Source organism: Mesorhizobium sp. USDA 4413 (assembly GCF_056280365.1).
On sequence record NZ_JBVPRP010000001.1, the window covers coordinates 3791913 to 3806271 of the forward strand.

Here is a 14359-nt window from a genome sequence, read left to right on the forward strand (position 1 = left end):
TGCTCTCCCTTCCGGTGCCGTCGAAACGGCCTCGGTGGCGACCTAACCCGGGGTGGGCGGATGATGGAAATCGAATGATCGTATGGGTTGAATTGATCCGATGAATTTGAACGCGCTCGATCTTAATCTGGTGAGGGTGCTCGATGCGCTTCTGCGCGAGAAGAGCGTGACGCGCGCGGGCGAGCAGATCGGCCTCAGCCAGCCGGCCGTGAGCGCAGCGCTCAACCGCTTGCGCCATGCTCTGAACGATCAGCTTTTTGTGCGCCGCGGCAACGACATGGTGCCGACGCCGCGCGCCGAAAGCCTGGCCGGGCCAGTGCGGGCGGCGCTGCGCGAGATCGAGCGTGCCTTTCAGCCAGCGACGGATTTCGATCCGGCAAGGTTGGAGCGGACCTTCACCTTCATGGGCGCTGATTTCTTCTCCACGCTCCTGATGCCGCCCTTTGCCGCCCGCATCGCCGCGGTGGCGCCCGGCATATCGTTCCGTTTCCTCGATAGCGCCATCGGCGACGTCTCGAAGCTGCTGCAGGAGGATCTGATCGACCTGGCGCTGGAGCGCCCGCTGGAGGTCGCGGAGTGGGTTTCGAGCGTGGCACTGTTCGACTCCCCTTTCGCCGTCATCGCGGCGAAAGCCAATGCTGCGCTCAGCAAGGCGGGAATCGCCGAAGGCGAGCAAGTGCCGCTCGACCTCTTTTGCGCGCTGCCGCATGCGCTGCGCTCCATCGACGGCTCGATGTCGGGCTTCACCGACGATGCGCTGGGCAGGATGGGCCGGACGCGCCGCGTCACGCTCGCTCTGCCGCACTTCCAGGCGGTCGCGCTGGCCGTAGCGAACGGACCATATCTGGCGGCGGTTCCAAGGCAGTTCGCTGCTGTCGCCGCGAAATCCTTGCCGCTCGGCATTTACCGGGCGCCGATTTCAATTCCCTCGCCGGCAGTCAGGATGTACTGGCACGCGCGCCGCGATGATGAGCCGCCGCATCGCTGGATCCGCGAGCAGATCCTCGATGAGGTGGGAAAGCTGGGCTTCAAGGACTGGGACGGCCCTGTCAGTGTTCACCCGGCGGTATAACCGCCATCCACCGCGAATATGCCGCCGCTGGTCCAGGCGGCCTCGTCGCTGGCGAGATGGACCGCCATGCCGGCAACATCCGAAGGTCGGCCGATGCGGCCGAGCGGATAGCTGCGCTCGACATAGGCATTGAGTTCGGCTTGCGCCTCGGCCGGCAGGTTGACGATCGACTTGCGCCGCATGGCGGTGTCGATTGTGCCGGGCGCGATGGCGTTGACGCGGATGCCGCGCGGGCCAAGCTCGAAAGCGAGCGATTTGGTCAGCGAGTTCAGCGCGCCCTTGGAGAGCGAATAAAGGCTCGACGGCCGCTTCGGGATCATCTTGTTGGCGAAGTAGGACGAAATGTTGATGATAGAGGCGCCGGCGCTCAGATGCGGCAACAGCCGCTGGGTGACGAAGAATGCCGCCGTCACGTTGAGCGCGAAGGAATTCTGGAACTGCTCCGCGCTCACCGTCTCGAACGGCACCAGATAGGCGACGCCGGCATTGTTGACGAGGATGTCCAGTGGCCGGTCCGATTGCTTGACACGGCTGCCTACAGCATCGATGCCGGCGCTGGTGGCGAGATCGGCCGACAGCGTTTCGATCGCGACACCCCTATCTTGCCGGGCCATCGTGCGACGCGCTGTTTCGAGCTTGCCTGCATCGCGTCCGACGATCAAAAGGTCGGCCCCCTCGCGCGCAAACGCTTCCGCAATCGCCAGGCCGATGCCGTCTGACCCGCCGGTGACCAGCGCCCGCTTGCCCTGAAGTCGAATCGCCATGCTCCTCCAATTGGAGCGGGAATGCAGCGCCGAGCAACGCGGAAGCGCGGGAGCTATCGACGGGTATGAACTTTATCCCGCCGAGGCCAGGCCGACGGACGCGGGCTGGCGAAGCGACAGCCGCCCCGCGACGAAATCCTTGACCTGGCGCACGGCCTGCTCGCGCGTGACGCTGCCCGGCTGCAGGCCGAGCCTGAGCCACAGCCCGTCAATCAAAGCGGTGACGCCGAGCACGATCTCTTCGGCCAGTTCGGGCGAAGCGAGGCCGCGCAGGCCCGACAAGAGGTTCGAGCGCATGCGTGCGTGGATCACCTTCTGGATGCGCGCCAGCTTCTCGTCGCGCGGCACCTCGGCGCAGAGCGAGAGCCAGGCGTGGCAGAGCGGCGGCAGAAACAGGTGCTCCTCGAAATTGCCCTCGATCACGGCGTCCAGCCGCTCCATCGGCGTCCGCGCCCGCTGAAGCCGGGCGACCACGGCATGACAGAGCACGGCGTTGGCTTCGCGCATGGCGTGCTCGAACAGCTCCTGCTTGTTGCGGAAATAATGCAGCACGATTCCCTTGGAGGCGCCGGCCTGGGCCGCGACCTTTTCCAGCGTCGCGCCGGCGATGCCTTCGCGCTCCAGGACGGTGAAGGCTGCCTGCCGCAACTCCTTGCGGCGAATGTCGCTGAGGCGCGTGAGCTTCACTGGACCGATCCATGCATGGCGAATCCATGTTGACATTTTCGTCCGCTCAGATCAACAATTGACCAATGGGACAATAAATCGACCAGAAGGTCAAAAAATGAGGAGAACCGGAATGTTGCGTATGCTCGCGAATGGCGTCTATGTCGCGGCCCTGATGGTGGCTTCCCATGCGGCCCGGGCCGCCGAGGCGGAGAGCTGCAAAACTGTCCGCATGGCCGAGCCCGGCTGGAACGACCTCGCCTTCACGACGGGCGTGGCCAAGGTGCTGCTCCAGGCGCTCGGCTACGAGCCGCAGAGCGAGGTGCTCGGCATCAACGTGATCTACGAAGGCATGAAGAACAAAGACCTCGACCTGTTCCTCGGCTACTGGGATCCGGCGATGGTCACTTATTACGAGCCCTATAAGAAGGACGGCTCGATCGAGAATGTCCGGGTCAATCTGGTCGGCGCCAAATACACCTTCGCCGTGCCGACCTATGTCTGGGACGCCGGCGTCAAGGACCTGTCCGATCTGCACAAATTCGCCGACAAGTTCGGCAAGAAGATGTACGGCATTGAACCTGGCTCCAACCAGCTGATGATGGACGCCATCGCCGATCCTCAGTTCCAGCTCGACGGCTGGCAGGTGGTCGAGTCGAGCGAGGCCGGCATGCTCTCGGAAGTTGGCTACCAGATCAAGGAGAAGCAGTTCATCGTCTTCCAGGGCTGGGCGCCGCACCCGATGAACACGATGTACGATTTCAAGTACCTGACCGGCGGCGACAAGTTCTTCGGCCCGAATTTCGGCGCCGCGACCGTGACCACTCAGGTGCGCAAGGGCTATCTGCAGGAATGCCCGAACGTGGCGCAGTTCCTCAAGAATCTCACCTTCGACATCGACATGGAAAATGTCGGCATGGGCTACCTCATCAATGAGGGCATGAAGCCGGAGGACGGGGCGCTGAAGTCGATCGCCTTGCACAAGGATCGCCTCGACGCGTGGCTCGCCGGCGTCACCACCTTCGACGGCAGGCCTGGCCTTGCCGCGGTCAAGGAAAAGCTCGGACTGTGAGGCTATCGGAGCCCGAGGATGAGGCCGAGCAGGCCGCATGGGCTGGGCGCAAGCGGATCGTCGATGTCGGCGGTCTCGAGCTTGCCTATGTCGAGATTGCCGGTTCGGAGCCGCCGCTGCTCTTGGTTCATGGCTTCACCGACACCAGCCGCAGCTTTTCGCTACTGGCGCCGCATCTTTCCGGGCGCCGGCTGATCCTGCCGGATCTGCGTGGTCACGGCGCCTCGCAGGCGGGTGAGGGCAACAGCGTCGCCGATTTCGCCGACGATATTGCCGGGCTGATCCGGCATTTGCGGCTAGACCGACCAATCGTCGTCGGGCATTCGCTGGGCGGCATGATATCGATCGCGCTGGCCGCACAATATCCGGAATTGGTCGGTGGGATGGTGATCCTGGCCAGCACGCTGAAGCCAGATTTCGGATCGGATCACCAGTTGATCGACGGCGTCGCGGCACTGAGGGATCCGATTTCGCCGTCCGACCCGTTCTATGACTGGTGGCACGCCTGCGGACCGGGCGTGCCAGGGGCTTTTCGCGCCGGTCTCGCGAAAGATGCGTCGGCAATCCCGGCGGCGCGCTGGCGCGCCATCCTCGACGAAGTCCGCCGCACCGATCTGACGACAGCGGCGCGGGCCGTGCAGGTCCCGACGGTGATCATCGCCGGCGGGTGCGATCCGCTTTTCGGCGAAGCGCACCAGCAAGCGATGACCCGGGCACTCCCCGGATCGCGTCTGGTATGGGCGTGGGGCTGCGGCCACAACCCGCATTGGGAAGACCCGGCTTTTGTCGCCAAGGCCATTGCCGGCATGCTGTCGGTCGGGTGACTACCTCAACAGCGATCGGGCCGTAGGCGCGAGGCGCAATGTCTCTGCCGGTTTCGTCGAAACGGTCTGCATGGTTTCGCGACCTGCTTGCCATGCCGGCGAAGCGGCGAGGGCAGCCAGATGGCTGGCATGGGCATCGCCATCGTCGAAACCGGTAATGGCGATAAAGACATTTTCGCCGGCCCGCACAGGCAAACGCGGAAACGTGTTTTCGGCATGCTCGCTGATGAAGGCGCCAAGCAGCCGGGCACCGTTTGCCGCAAGTTGCGGAACCGCCTCCGCCTGAAAGCGCTCGGCAAAGCCGACCTCCGTACCCACCTGTAAATGGTGAATCGAAATCTCAACAAACCCGGGCAAACGGCTACGATCGCTCATGGTTTCGGTCCCGGCGGCTGTCGGTCGCTGTAAGTCTGAAAGGTCGAACGCCCCGCCCGGCCATGCCGGTTTCAGCAGCAGCACGTCGTCGGAATCGACCATCGTCGCATTGGCGGCATCGCGATGCGCGGCCCAGACCGGCCCGCCATAGAAGGCGCTCAGCGCGTCTTTCCTTACCTCCATGTCCTCGAAGCCGCGCAGCCAGACGAACATGTCGGGGCGGTCGAGGTCGCGGAACTGGCCGATGACGGTCATGCCTGTCGCCTCCTGCGTTTCGACGAACTCCCGCTCGAACAGCGCGATCAGCGTTTCGCGCTGCCCCGGCTTCAGCGTGTATTGCCGGAGCTCGACGACAGGTGAGACGCGGCGGGAAGGTCGGGTCATGGCTAGGTTCTCAAAACAGGGTGATCATCCTGTTTATAAACAGACCGGTTGTCCTGTTTTGTCAATCTGCTATCGTGATTTTCCCCTTGCCCTTGTGGGAGAAGGTGGATCGGCGCGATAGCGCCGAGACGGATAAGGGGTGTTGGCCGGAGTGCTGTCGGCGCCAAGCTGGAGCACTCCTCATTCGCCTTCAATTGTTCGGGCACCTTCTCCCACAAGGGGAAAAGGAGGAGATGGCGATGCGCAAAAAGCGCACCAACGATCCGGAAGGCATGCGCCGACGCGTCCTCGACGTGGCGGAAGACTCCTTCCAGGCGCACGGCTATCACGCCTCGAGCCTCGGCGAACTGATGGCGGCGGCCGGTGTCACCGGCGGCGCGCTGCACCATCATTTCCCGACCAAGAAGGCGCTGGCGTTAGCTGTGATCGAGGAACGGGTAGCGGCAGCGGTCCGGGAGACCTGGATCGAGCCGGTGCTGGCGGCGGCTTCGGCGCGCGAAGGGGTGCGCACCGTCTTTGAGGCGGTGGCCGCTGAACTCGAACAGCAGGGTTATGTGCGCGGCTGCCCGCTCAACAACCTGGCGCATGAACTGTCCCTGGCCGACGATGAATTCCGCTCGGCGCTGGCCAGGATCTTTGCCAATTGGCGCCAGGCGATAGCCGATAAGATCCGGACCGACCAGCTGGGGGGCGCGGAGGGTGGGACCGATCCGGAACGTTTCGCGGCGCTGGTTGTGGCAGCCTATTCCGGCGCCATGTCGATGGCCAAAACTTCACAGGAAGCCGGGGTCTTGAGGGAGTGCCTAAGGGGGTTGGAAAATTTCGAACTGTCGCCATCGCAGGGGGGATCGAAGGTAAAACGGCGACGTCGCGTGTTGCTGCGGTCGAAGACCGGATAATGCTGGCGGAACGACAATTACGCCTCACTCCTTCAGCGGCTTGATCGTCTCGAACCCCACCTCGCTCTGCGCGCTCGTCCCTTCATCGTACCGCCGCGCCAGCACCGCCTCCAGGTCGGGCGAATAGAGCGCGGTGAAGGTGTCGATAACGTTGCCATTGTCGCCGGTGATCGTTTCGCCGACCACGAGCACGTTGTATTTGCAGTCGCCCAGCTTGTAGGTGTCCTTGCCCTTGACGGCTAAGGCCAGGGTTTCGGTGCCCTTCGGCGCCTTTTTCGAGGACAGCCGCACCAATTCGATCTTGCTCTTGGCGCCGGCCTTCAGCGGGAACAGCTTCTTCAAATCGCCGAGCGGGATCAACGACAGCCGTCCGGTGTCGCTGTCGCGGAACACTTCGATCAATCCGGCATAGAGATACTGCGTCTGCGGCGAGTCCGATTCGTACTTGTTGACGACCGCGACCATGCCGCCGGGCGCCGGCCGGAACTCACTGCGGATGCCGGGCTTTTCGAGCACGAAGCCGGCTTTCGCGGATTTGCCGTCGACGCAGTCGGCAGCCTGCGCGGCGCCGGCGAGCATGGCGAACGTCATGCCGATCGTGAGGGTCTTCATGCCTTCCTCTCCTGGGTGCATGTTCCAGAGCAATGACAGACCCCTGCCGCGCTGTCGACCCGAGAGGCTTTTCCTCCTTTGGCATGAAAGTCTCCGGCGCTGGCCGGGCATTCAACTGGACGAGACGGTTCGAGGGTGTTTAATCGAGTGACGATGAATCGCTCTACGCCAGCAGCCGTTTCACGCCGCACCTTCATGGCCAGGATGGGAGGTCTCGCTGCCGCCTGCGCCCTGTCGCGCACAGCGCGCGCCCAGACCGGCAAGCGCATCCAGCCGATCGACTCAACTTTCCTGTTCATCGCCGACATCCACGCCTGCCGCATGGCGAGCGGCCTCAGCCCCAATTGCCTGCAGGAGGGCAAGACGGACGCGGCACTTCTGCGCAACGTCGCGGCGCTGAACGCGATGGCGGACAAAAAATGGCCGGCCGAGATCAACGGCGTCGCCACCGGGCTGCATTCGGCCGGCGAGCGCATCGGCACGCCGCTCGGGATCGTCACCGGCGGCGACATCACGGACGATGGCGGCGGCCAGGTCACCGAGCCCAGCGAAGGCACGCAGCTTCTGCAGTTCTCGCAGCGCTATCAGCAGGGCATCGGGCCGGACCGCGTGCATATCCCGGTCTATGTCGGGCTCGGCAACCACGACCTCGACCAGAACGGCTCGCCGCCCCATGTCGACTGGTATCGCCGCGAGCTGCGCGACTATGTCGAGGTCAACCATCGCCCCGGCGTCTTCTTCAAGCCGCCGGTGCCGGCGACCGAATACGACGTCGATACCGATTGCTATTCCTGGGACTGGGGCGGCCTGCACCTCATCCAGACGCACCGCTTCGCAGGCGATACCGCGCATGGCGCAATCAGCAGCCTGCCTTGGCTGAAGCAGGATCTGGCGACCTATGCCGGCGACGGCCGTCCGGTGATCCTGTTCCAGCATTACGGCTGGGACAGTTTCTCGACCGAGCGCTGGGACCCGGTGAAGCGCACCTATGAAGACGATGGCGCCGGTCGCCCCCATTGGTGGGGCGAGGCCGACCGTCAGGCGCTGCTGGCCGCGATCAAGGGCTACAATGTCATCGCCGTCTTCCACGGTCACCAGCATGAAGTGCCGATGATCTATCGGCGCGATGGGCTCGACATCGTCAAGCCGAAGGCCGCCTACATGGGCGGCTTCGCGCTGGCGCGGGTGACGGCCGACAACATGGATGTGGTGCTGGGCGAGGCGGTCGGCGATCATGGCGAGATCGTCTTCACCAGCGCATTTGCGAAGGCGTTCGATACCTGACGCGAGGCCTGCCGGTCACATCGCCTTTTTGAGCATGGCTTTCATGTCGCCACAGGCCTTCTGAACCTGGCCTGCGGATTTTTCCGCCATGCCTCTGATCTGCATCGAGCGATTTCCGATGGCCTTGCCTATCGTTTGCCGGACCGAGCCTTTGATCTGCTTGGCCAGGCCCGCTATCTGATCCATGTTCATCATCTCCGCTTCTCCCGGAGATCAACGCGCGAGAGAAACGGGTTGGTGCGGTCGCGGTTCCGTTCGGCATAGCGGCCGGCCGGTCACCTCTGATGGCGGGGGGCAAGAATGTCTCCCGCGGCCTATGTGGGCCGGGCAGGGCGGTTGGAGAATCCCATGACATCCGCAAATTCCCCACTCGCCGGCACGGTCGCGCTCGTCACCGGCGCCTCGTCCGGCAACGGGAGGCGACAGCCGCCGCTCTTGCCGTCGAAGCCAAGGCTGGCGACGTCACAACCATGGAGGCGCTGACCGCCGAGGATATCGCCAATGCCATCCTCGCTGCCGTGAGGCTGCCGCCGCGAGCCAATGTCAACGAGATCCTGATCCGGCCGACCGACCAGGAACGCTGAGCCAGCAAGGAACAATGCGGCGCCGGTCGAGCAGAATTGACCGGCGCCGTTTTTCGGCATAAATACGTAACCGAATGGATACGCATTATGCCGCAAACTGAGCAGGACCGTTCCGTCTTCCGCGTCATTGCCGACCCGACGCGGCGCGCTATCCTTGACCGGCTGCGGCAAGGGCCGGCTCCGGTGAACGAACTGGCCTCGGCCTTCTCGCAAAGCCGGCCTGCCATCTCCAAGCATCTGAGAATCTTGCGCGAGATCAATGTCGTCTCCGAGCAGCGGCACGGCCGCGAGCGCGTCTACCGACTGGAGCCGGCGGAACTGAAGCACGTCGCCGACTGGATCCTGCCATACCGCGATTTCTGGCAGCAAAGCCTCGGCAATCTCAAAACCTATCTGGAGAACGAATAATGGCCACCAACAACGGACCGCGCGCGATTGCCGACATCTCCGCCGGGACAATCCTTGCCACGGTGACGATCGCCGTCCCGCCAGAGCGCGTCTTCCGCGCCCTCACCGCGCAGGACCAGATCCCGCTCTGGTGGGGTGCCGACGACATGTACCGGACGACCAGCCACGTGGCCGATGTGCGGCCGGGCGGGACCTGGCGGTCTGAAGGCAAGGGCGCGGACGGACAGGATTTCCATGTCGGTGGCGAGTATATCGAGGTCGAGCCGCCGCATCGCCTGGTGATGACCTGGAAAGCGCCTTGGGACGGGAACAACGTCACTACCGTCACCTACACGTTGGAGGCGGTGGAGAACGGCACGCGGCTGACGCTGCGCCACGAAGGCTTCGGACAGCGCCACGAATCCTGCCGCGATCACGGTTCCGGCTGGGAGCGAGTGCTGGGCTGGCTCGGCGATTTCCTGTCCGCGGAGAGCGGGGCCAGGCCGCCTTCGGCCTTTTATTGCCGGATGATCCCGCCTAGGCCGGACTTCGCCTTCACCCTGACGGAGGAGGAAAGGTCGCTGATGAACGCCCATGCGGACTATCTGCGCGGCCTGCTTCGCGAAGGCAGGATGATCATCGCCGGACCGGTCGCCGATCCCACCGGTCCTTGGGGGCTTCTGATCCTGCAGGCCGGTACGGAGGCTGAGGCCCAGGCCGTGACCGACAGCGATCCGCTGGCGCGTTCCGGTCGCGGCTTCCGCTATGAAATCCTGCCGATGTTGAGCGTGATCATGTAAGGCCCGATAGAAAACGCCTCTCGCATTTTTACCGCGGCCTTCCTGTTCGGCATTTCACCGCGATCAAGCCGCCAAGGAGTGTCGGCCGCGCGACCGGAACCAAAGCCGGGACGGGCCGGAAATCGCGTCAACTGATCCGATGGCGGGCCTTCAAGCTTCGGCCGCGCGGCCTATGTGAAGGGCGGGCCGGGCATCTGGAGATTCTCATGACATCCGCAAATTCGATACTCACGGGCAAGGTCGCGCTTGTCACCGGCGCTTCGTCCGGCATCGGCGAGGCTACCGCCGTGGCCCTTGCCGCGGCCGGCGCGAAAGTCGCGGTCGCAGCCCGTCGTGCCGATCGTCTCGAAGCACTGGTTGCCCGGATCGAGAAGGCGGGCGGCGTCGCTCTCGCCATTGAAGCCGATATTGCCAAGGCCGGCGACATTGTCGCGATGGTCGACAAGGTCGTATCCCAATGGGAGCGGCTCGACATCCTCGTCAACAATGCCGGCGTCATGCTGCTTGCCCCTGCGGCCGAAGCCGATCTCGACGACTGGCGGCGAATGATCGAACTCAACCTGATGGGCCTGATGGCGACCACCAAGGCGGCGCTGCCGCATCTCAAGGTTTCAAAGGGCCATATCGTCAATGTTTCCTCGGTGGCTGGCCGCGTGGCCAACCCGGGCGCAACCGGCTACGCGGCGACCAAGTTCGGCGTGGTCGCCTTCTCGGAATCGCTGCGCCGGGAGGTCTATGCCGACAAGGTGCGCGTCACCGTCATCGAGCCGGGCCTGGTGCGTACCGAGCTCGGCGATCACATCACCAACGCGGAATCGAAAGCCGGGCTCGAACACCGTCTCGCCACGATGGAAGCACTGACTGCCGAGGATATTGCGAACGCCGTCTTCTATGCCGTCAGCCAGCCGCCAAGGGTCAACGTCAACGAGATACTTATCCGTCCGACCGATCAGGAGCGCTGAACAACAAAAACGCCTCTCGCGCTGTTACGCGCGGGAGGCGTCTTGACGTCAACCTTTCTCGATCGCTCATGAACGGCTGACGACACCGACAAAACCCACAGCCGGCGAAAGAGTTCCCGGAAAAATGCGAAAAATAGCCGCCGGAAAATCTGCTGGGGATGGACGAACGTCCGGATCCTGCGTCAAGACAAGGCGCGCATGAGGAATTGCCTTGCCGCTCGACCCCGCCATCACCTTATCGCTTTCGCAAAGCGCCGGCTTCGACTGCCAGAGCTGCGGCGCCTGCTGCTCCTATGCGGCCGACTGGCCACGCTTTTCGACCGAGGCGGATGAGCAGCTCGACCGCATCCCGGCCGAGCTGGTCGCGGCCGACCAATCCGGCATGCGCTGCGAGGGCGCGCGGTGCTCGGCGCTCACCGGCGAGGTCGGCAAACATACGGCCTGCGGCATCTATGATCTGCGCCCCGATGTGTGCCGCGCCTGTATGCCAGGCGGCGACGACTGCCTGATGGCGAGGGCAGCGCATGGGCTGCAACTGCCAATCTCCCCCCTTGTGGGGGAGATGCCCGGCAGGGCAGAGGGGGGCGCTGTCCCGCCGGCGCCTCAGACGAGCTTCGATCGGACATCCGAGTAGATTTCAAAAAGAGAAAACTGAGAGGCCGCATTCCTTCGCGCCCCCCTCTGGCCTGCCGGCCATCCCCCCACAAGGGGGGAGATCACGCTCTCCCCCGCTTGCCTCAACCCAGGCCTCCCGATACCTTCCCCGGCCGGGCAGGGCAGCGGAGCAAATCCATGAGCATCGAATTCCTGTTGACGTCGCTGATCATCGTGGCCTCGCCCGGCACCGGCGTTCTCTACACGCTGAGTGCCGGTCTTTCGCGCGGCGCGCGCGCCGCCGTCATTGCCGCTTTCGCCTGCACGCTGGGCATCATCCCGCATATGGCGGCCGCCATCACCGGCCTCGCCGCTGTGCTGCACACAAGTGCCGTCGCCTTCGAGACGCTGAAATATCTCGGTGTCGCCTATCTGCTCTACATGGCCTGGAACACGCTGAAGGAGAAGGGCGGCCTCAGCATCGACGAGAACGCCGCGCCACGCTCGACCGCCAGAACGATCACCACAGGCATCCTGGTCAACGTGCTGAACCCGAAACTGTCGATCTTCTTCTTCGCCTTCCTGCCGCAATTCGTCAGCACCACCGAGCCGCATGCGCTGCCCAAGATGCTGGAGCTCTCAGGCGTCTTCATGCTGATGACCTTCGTCTGCTTCGCCATCTATGGCGTGTTCGCGGCATCGGTGCGCAGCCATATCGTGTCGCGGCCGAAGGTGCTGACCTGGATGCGCCGCAGCTTCGCTGCCGCCTTCGTCATGCTCGGTGCCAAGCTTGCGCTGGCCGATCGCTAGCTCTCTGATCCGTTCCCGGTTTCGAACGCCTCGTCGCCTCCTGAGCCAGCCGCAGCCCGAACGCCAAGGCGCCAGGCCGAAGGCGGGACGCCGATCATCTTCTTGAAGGCGCGGCTGAACGCGGCTTCGGATTCGTAGCCGATCTCTGCCGCGATGCTGGCGACGTTGCTGTTGCCGGCGCTGAGCAGTTCCGAGGCGATCTGCATGCGCCATTTGGCGAGATAGTGCATCGGCGGCATTCCGACGATTTTGGTGAATCGCTCCGCCAGCACAGTGCGCGAGAGCGCGGACTCCTTCGCCAGCGCCTCCACCGTCCAATTGTGAGCTGGACGGTCGTGGATCAGCGCCAGCGCCTTCGCCAGATGCGGATCGCGCAGGCCCGCCAGCCACCCCGTTTGCTGCGGCGGCAGTGACTCCACATAGCGGCGCAGCACGTCGACGAACATCAGTTCGCTGAGCTTGGTAAGCACTGTTTCGCTCCCGGCCCGCTTCTCGGCGACTTCCGAGACCGCAAGCTTGATGAATTGGCCGAGCCAGCCACCATCGCCTTCGACGTCTCCGGCCTTGATGACGGGCGGCAGGGCTTCGAGCAGCGGATTGAAGGGCAGGGCATGGCAGGCAAGATAGCCGCAGACCAGCCGCGCCGACAGCGATCCGTCCTTGACGTAGTTGATCGGGAAGGGCGTCTGGCTTGCAGCCGCGATCTCCAGCACATCCGCGGTCGGCGGTTCGGCCCGGAGATCGGGCGTGCTCGACATGATATGCGGATCGCTGTGGGTGAAGACCACGACCTCGCCGGCTTCCACCGGGATAGCCTCCTGGCCGACGATGCGGGCAAAGCAACGGCCGGACGTCAGCACGTGATAGGAAATCAGGTGATCGGCGCCCGGCAGTATCCTTGGCAATATCGAGGCGGGCGCCGGCGAGCAGACCGCCCACGGATCCTGGGCCTCGATGTCGAAAAACGTCGCCCCGGTGAGGCGCACCGTTTTCAAAAGATCCGATAGAGCATCCCCGGCCATTCCACCCCTGTCTCTAGCTTCGCGGCGATCCGGCGCGACATCCCTTTCCAGTTCCGGACGCGCTGTCAACTAACGCGGACGCCCCGTCATTCCGTCCACGACCGGAAGCTTTAAACCCCAACTGGCGCCAAGAGCCGTCTTCAGTTGGACGCTAAGCGCAATCGAACGCAACGAAAGAAGGACGAAAGTCATGACGGTACATAAGGGCGGGTGTTTTTGCGGCGCCGTGGAAATCGAAGTCCACGGGACCGCCGAGGCGATGGGCTACTGCCATTGCAGTTCCTGCCGTTCGTGGTCGGCGTCTCCGGTGAACGCCTTCACGCTGTGGAAGCCCGGGAACGTCAAGGTCACCAAGGGCGCGGAGTTTCTATCCGGATTCGAGAAATCCGCCATGAGCGACCGCAGGTTCTGCACCAAATGCGGCGGCCATCTGATGACGGATCATCCGCCGCTCGGGCTGGTCGACGTCTATGCTGCCACCATACCGACGATCGAATTCACGCCGGGAGTCCACGTCAACTACGCCGAGACGGTCCTGCCGATGAAGGACGGATTGCCGAAGCTGAAGGATTTTCCCGCCGAGCTCGGCGGCTCCGGCATCGCCATCCCGGAATAGGCCGATGGATGACGATTTCAAAAAACCGCAATTCACGACAGGAGAACTTGAATGGATATCGCGACGTTTCGCGCCACGCAGGAGCCGATCAAGGATCTTTATCGCAAGGACGCGCGGGCAGCGCTTCTTACCCTGAAGGCCAAGGGCAGTGCCGACGATTCCAAGGTGACCTGCAAGGTTGAGACCGGACGCGGGCTTGCGCTCGCCGGCATCCACCCGAAGGCCGGCGGAAGCGGGCAGGAGCTTTGTTCCGGCGACATGCTGCTGGAAGCGCTGATCGCCTGCGCCGGCGTCTCGATGCGGGCGGCTGCTGCCGTGCTCGATATCCCGATCAAGTCGGCGGAGATCTCCGCCGAAGGCGATGTCGACCTTCGCGGCACGCTCGGCGTCGCGGAAGGCGTGCCGGTCGGCTTCAAGGAAATCCGCCTGCGTTTCGACATCGAGTCGAATGTCGAGCAAAGTCGGCTGACCGAACTCATGGAGCTGACCGATCGCTACTGCGTGATCTTCCAGACGATCCAGCGCAGCCCCAAGACCTTCGTGAAACTCAACAGAGTGGTCTCCTAGGCCGCGACTTGCCCGGAATCCAAATCCTGGCGGGGCGGATTCGGGCTGGGCCTGGCGCGGCTCTT

The 14359-nt window shown here is 63.8% G+C and carries 18 protein-coding genes; 12 read left to right on the forward strand and 6 right to left on the reverse strand.

All coding sequences use genetic code 11. The features are described 5' to 3' along the window. The first annotated feature begins 100 nt into the window (after window positions 1-100). Complete coding sequence (locus ACVMIM_RS18505) at window positions 101-1072, forward strand: LysR family transcriptional regulator (protein ID WP_476113745.1); 972 nt, start codon at window positions 101-103, stop codon at window positions 1070-1072. On the opposite strand, the gene ACVMIM_RS18510 is transcribed toward ACVMIM_RS18505, so the two are convergent. Together ACVMIM_RS18510 and betI are read right to left on the reverse strand one after the other, a co-directional pair. Then, window positions 1057-1830 carry an SDR family NAD(P)-dependent oxidoreductase gene (locus ACVMIM_RS18510; RefSeq protein ID WP_476117287.1) on the reverse strand — a complete coding sequence of 258 codons (774 nt, stop codon included), beginning with the start codon at window positions 1828-1830 and terminating at the stop codon, window positions 1057-1059. The genes ACVMIM_RS18505 and ACVMIM_RS18510 overlap by 16 nt on opposite strands. A 78-nt stretch (window positions 1831-1908) precedes the next feature. Beyond that, entirely contained in the window at window positions 1909-2559 is a 651-nt protein-coding gene (gene betI / locus ACVMIM_RS18515) for a choline-binding transcriptional repressor BetI (RefSeq protein WP_476113747.1), read from the reverse strand. Between the two features lie 76 nt (window positions 2560-2635). Between betI and choX the strand changes: the two genes are divergently transcribed. Both choX and ACVMIM_RS18525 read left to right on the forward strand, forming a co-directional pair. Continuing rightward, a complete protein-coding gene (gene choX, locus ACVMIM_RS18520) occupies window positions 2636-3574 on the forward strand; it encodes a choline ABC transporter substrate-binding protein (protein ID WP_476113748.1) in 939 nt (312 codons plus the stop codon). After that, entirely contained in the window at window positions 3571-4398 is an 828-nt protein-coding gene (locus ACVMIM_RS18525; protein WP_476113749.1) for an alpha/beta fold hydrolase, read from the forward strand. The genes choX and ACVMIM_RS18525 overlap by 4 nt, the downstream gene beginning before the upstream one ends. Here the strand turns inward: ACVMIM_RS18525 and ACVMIM_RS18530 are convergent, their stop codons facing one another. Continuing rightward, window positions 4399-5157, reverse strand: coding sequence for an NIPSNAP family protein (locus ACVMIM_RS18530; RefSeq protein ID WP_476113751.1), 759 nt, complete (start codon window positions 5155-5157; stop codon window positions 4399-4401). 272 nt (window positions 5158-5429) lie between these two features. Between ACVMIM_RS18530 and ACVMIM_RS18535 the strand changes: the two genes are divergently transcribed. Beyond that, the gene (locus ACVMIM_RS18535) at window positions 5430-6056 is read left to right on the forward strand and encodes a TetR/AcrR family transcriptional regulator (protein ID WP_476117289.1); all 627 of its coding nucleotides are present in this window, start codon (window positions 5430-5432) and stop codon (window positions 6054-6056) included. A 24-nt stretch (window positions 6057-6080) separates the two neighbouring features. Here the strand turns inward: ACVMIM_RS18535 and ACVMIM_RS18540 are convergent, their stop codons facing one another. Further along, window positions 6081-6668, reverse strand: a complete 588-nt coding sequence (locus ACVMIM_RS18540; protein WP_476113752.1) for a hypothetical protein — start codon at window positions 6666-6668, stop codon at window positions 6081-6083. Window positions 6669-6821: 153 nt separating this feature from the next. On the opposite strand from ACVMIM_RS18540, the gene ACVMIM_RS18545 reads away from it, so the two are divergent. After that, window positions 6822-7952 carry a metallophosphoesterase gene (locus tag ACVMIM_RS18545; RefSeq protein WP_476113754.1) on the forward strand — a complete coding sequence of 377 codons (1131 nt, stop codon included), beginning with the start codon at window positions 6822-6824 and terminating at the stop codon, window positions 7950-7952. A 15-nt stretch (window positions 7953-7967) separates the two neighbouring features. Here the strand turns inward: ACVMIM_RS18545 and ACVMIM_RS18550 are convergent, their stop codons facing one another. After that, window positions 7968-8147 (reverse strand): CsbD family protein, encoded by a 180-nt coding sequence (locus ACVMIM_RS18550; RefSeq protein ID WP_041001166.1) that lies wholly within the window; start codon window positions 8145-8147, stop codon window positions 7968-7970. Between the two features lie 476 nt (window positions 8148-8623). On the opposite strand from ACVMIM_RS18550, the gene ACVMIM_RS18555 reads away from it, so the two are divergent. The 5 genes from ACVMIM_RS18555 to ACVMIM_RS18575 all read left to right on the forward strand — a co-directional run bounded on the left by ACVMIM_RS18555 (window position 8624) and on the right by ACVMIM_RS18575 (window position 12089). Next, the gene (locus tag ACVMIM_RS18555; protein WP_278050596.1) at window positions 8624-8944 is read left to right on the forward strand and encodes an ArsR/SmtB family transcription factor; all 321 of its coding nucleotides are present in this window, start codon (window positions 8624-8626) and stop codon (window positions 8942-8944) included. After that, window positions 8944-9723: an SRPBCC domain-containing protein gene (locus tag ACVMIM_RS18560; protein ID WP_476113756.1), complete on the forward strand. Its 780-nt coding sequence runs from the start codon at window positions 8944-8946 to the stop codon at window positions 9721-9723. The genes ACVMIM_RS18555 and ACVMIM_RS18560 overlap by 1 nt, the downstream gene beginning before the upstream one ends. Before the next feature lie 206 nt (window positions 9724-9929). Continuing rightward, window positions 9930-10685 carry an SDR family NAD(P)-dependent oxidoreductase gene (locus ACVMIM_RS18565; protein ID WP_476113758.1) on the forward strand — a complete coding sequence of 252 codons (756 nt, stop codon included), beginning with the start codon at window positions 9930-9932 and terminating at the stop codon, window positions 10683-10685. A gap of 229 nt (window positions 10686-10914) precedes the next feature. Next, on the forward strand, window positions 10915-11319 hold the full coding sequence (locus ACVMIM_RS18570; protein ID WP_476117291.1) for a YkgJ family cysteine cluster protein: 405 nt from the start codon (window positions 10915-10917) through the stop codon (window positions 11317-11319). A gap of 158 nt (window positions 11320-11477) precedes the next feature. After that, window positions 11478-12089 carry a LysE family translocator gene (locus ACVMIM_RS18575; protein ID WP_041002601.1) on the forward strand — a complete coding sequence of 204 codons (612 nt, stop codon included), beginning with the start codon at window positions 11478-11480 and terminating at the stop codon, window positions 12087-12089. Here ACVMIM_RS18575 and ACVMIM_RS18580 read toward each other — a convergent pair. Then, window positions 12086-13111 carry an AraC family transcriptional regulator gene (locus ACVMIM_RS18580; RefSeq protein WP_476113760.1) on the reverse strand — a complete coding sequence of 342 codons (1026 nt, stop codon included), beginning with the start codon at window positions 13109-13111 and terminating at the stop codon, window positions 12086-12088. The genes ACVMIM_RS18575 and ACVMIM_RS18580 overlap by 4 nt on opposite strands. Window positions 13112-13301: 190 nt before the next feature. Between ACVMIM_RS18580 and ACVMIM_RS18585 the strand changes: the two genes are divergently transcribed. Continuing rightward, complete coding sequence (locus ACVMIM_RS18585; protein ID WP_476113761.1) at window positions 13302-13727, forward strand: GFA family protein; 426 nt, start codon at window positions 13302-13304, stop codon at window positions 13725-13727. Between the two features lie 51 nt (window positions 13728-13778). After that, window positions 13779-14294: an OsmC family protein gene (locus ACVMIM_RS18590; protein ID WP_476113763.1), complete on the forward strand. Its 516-nt coding sequence runs from the start codon at window positions 13779-13781 to the stop codon at window positions 14292-14294. The last annotated feature ends 65 nt before the right edge of the window (window positions 14295-14359 follow it).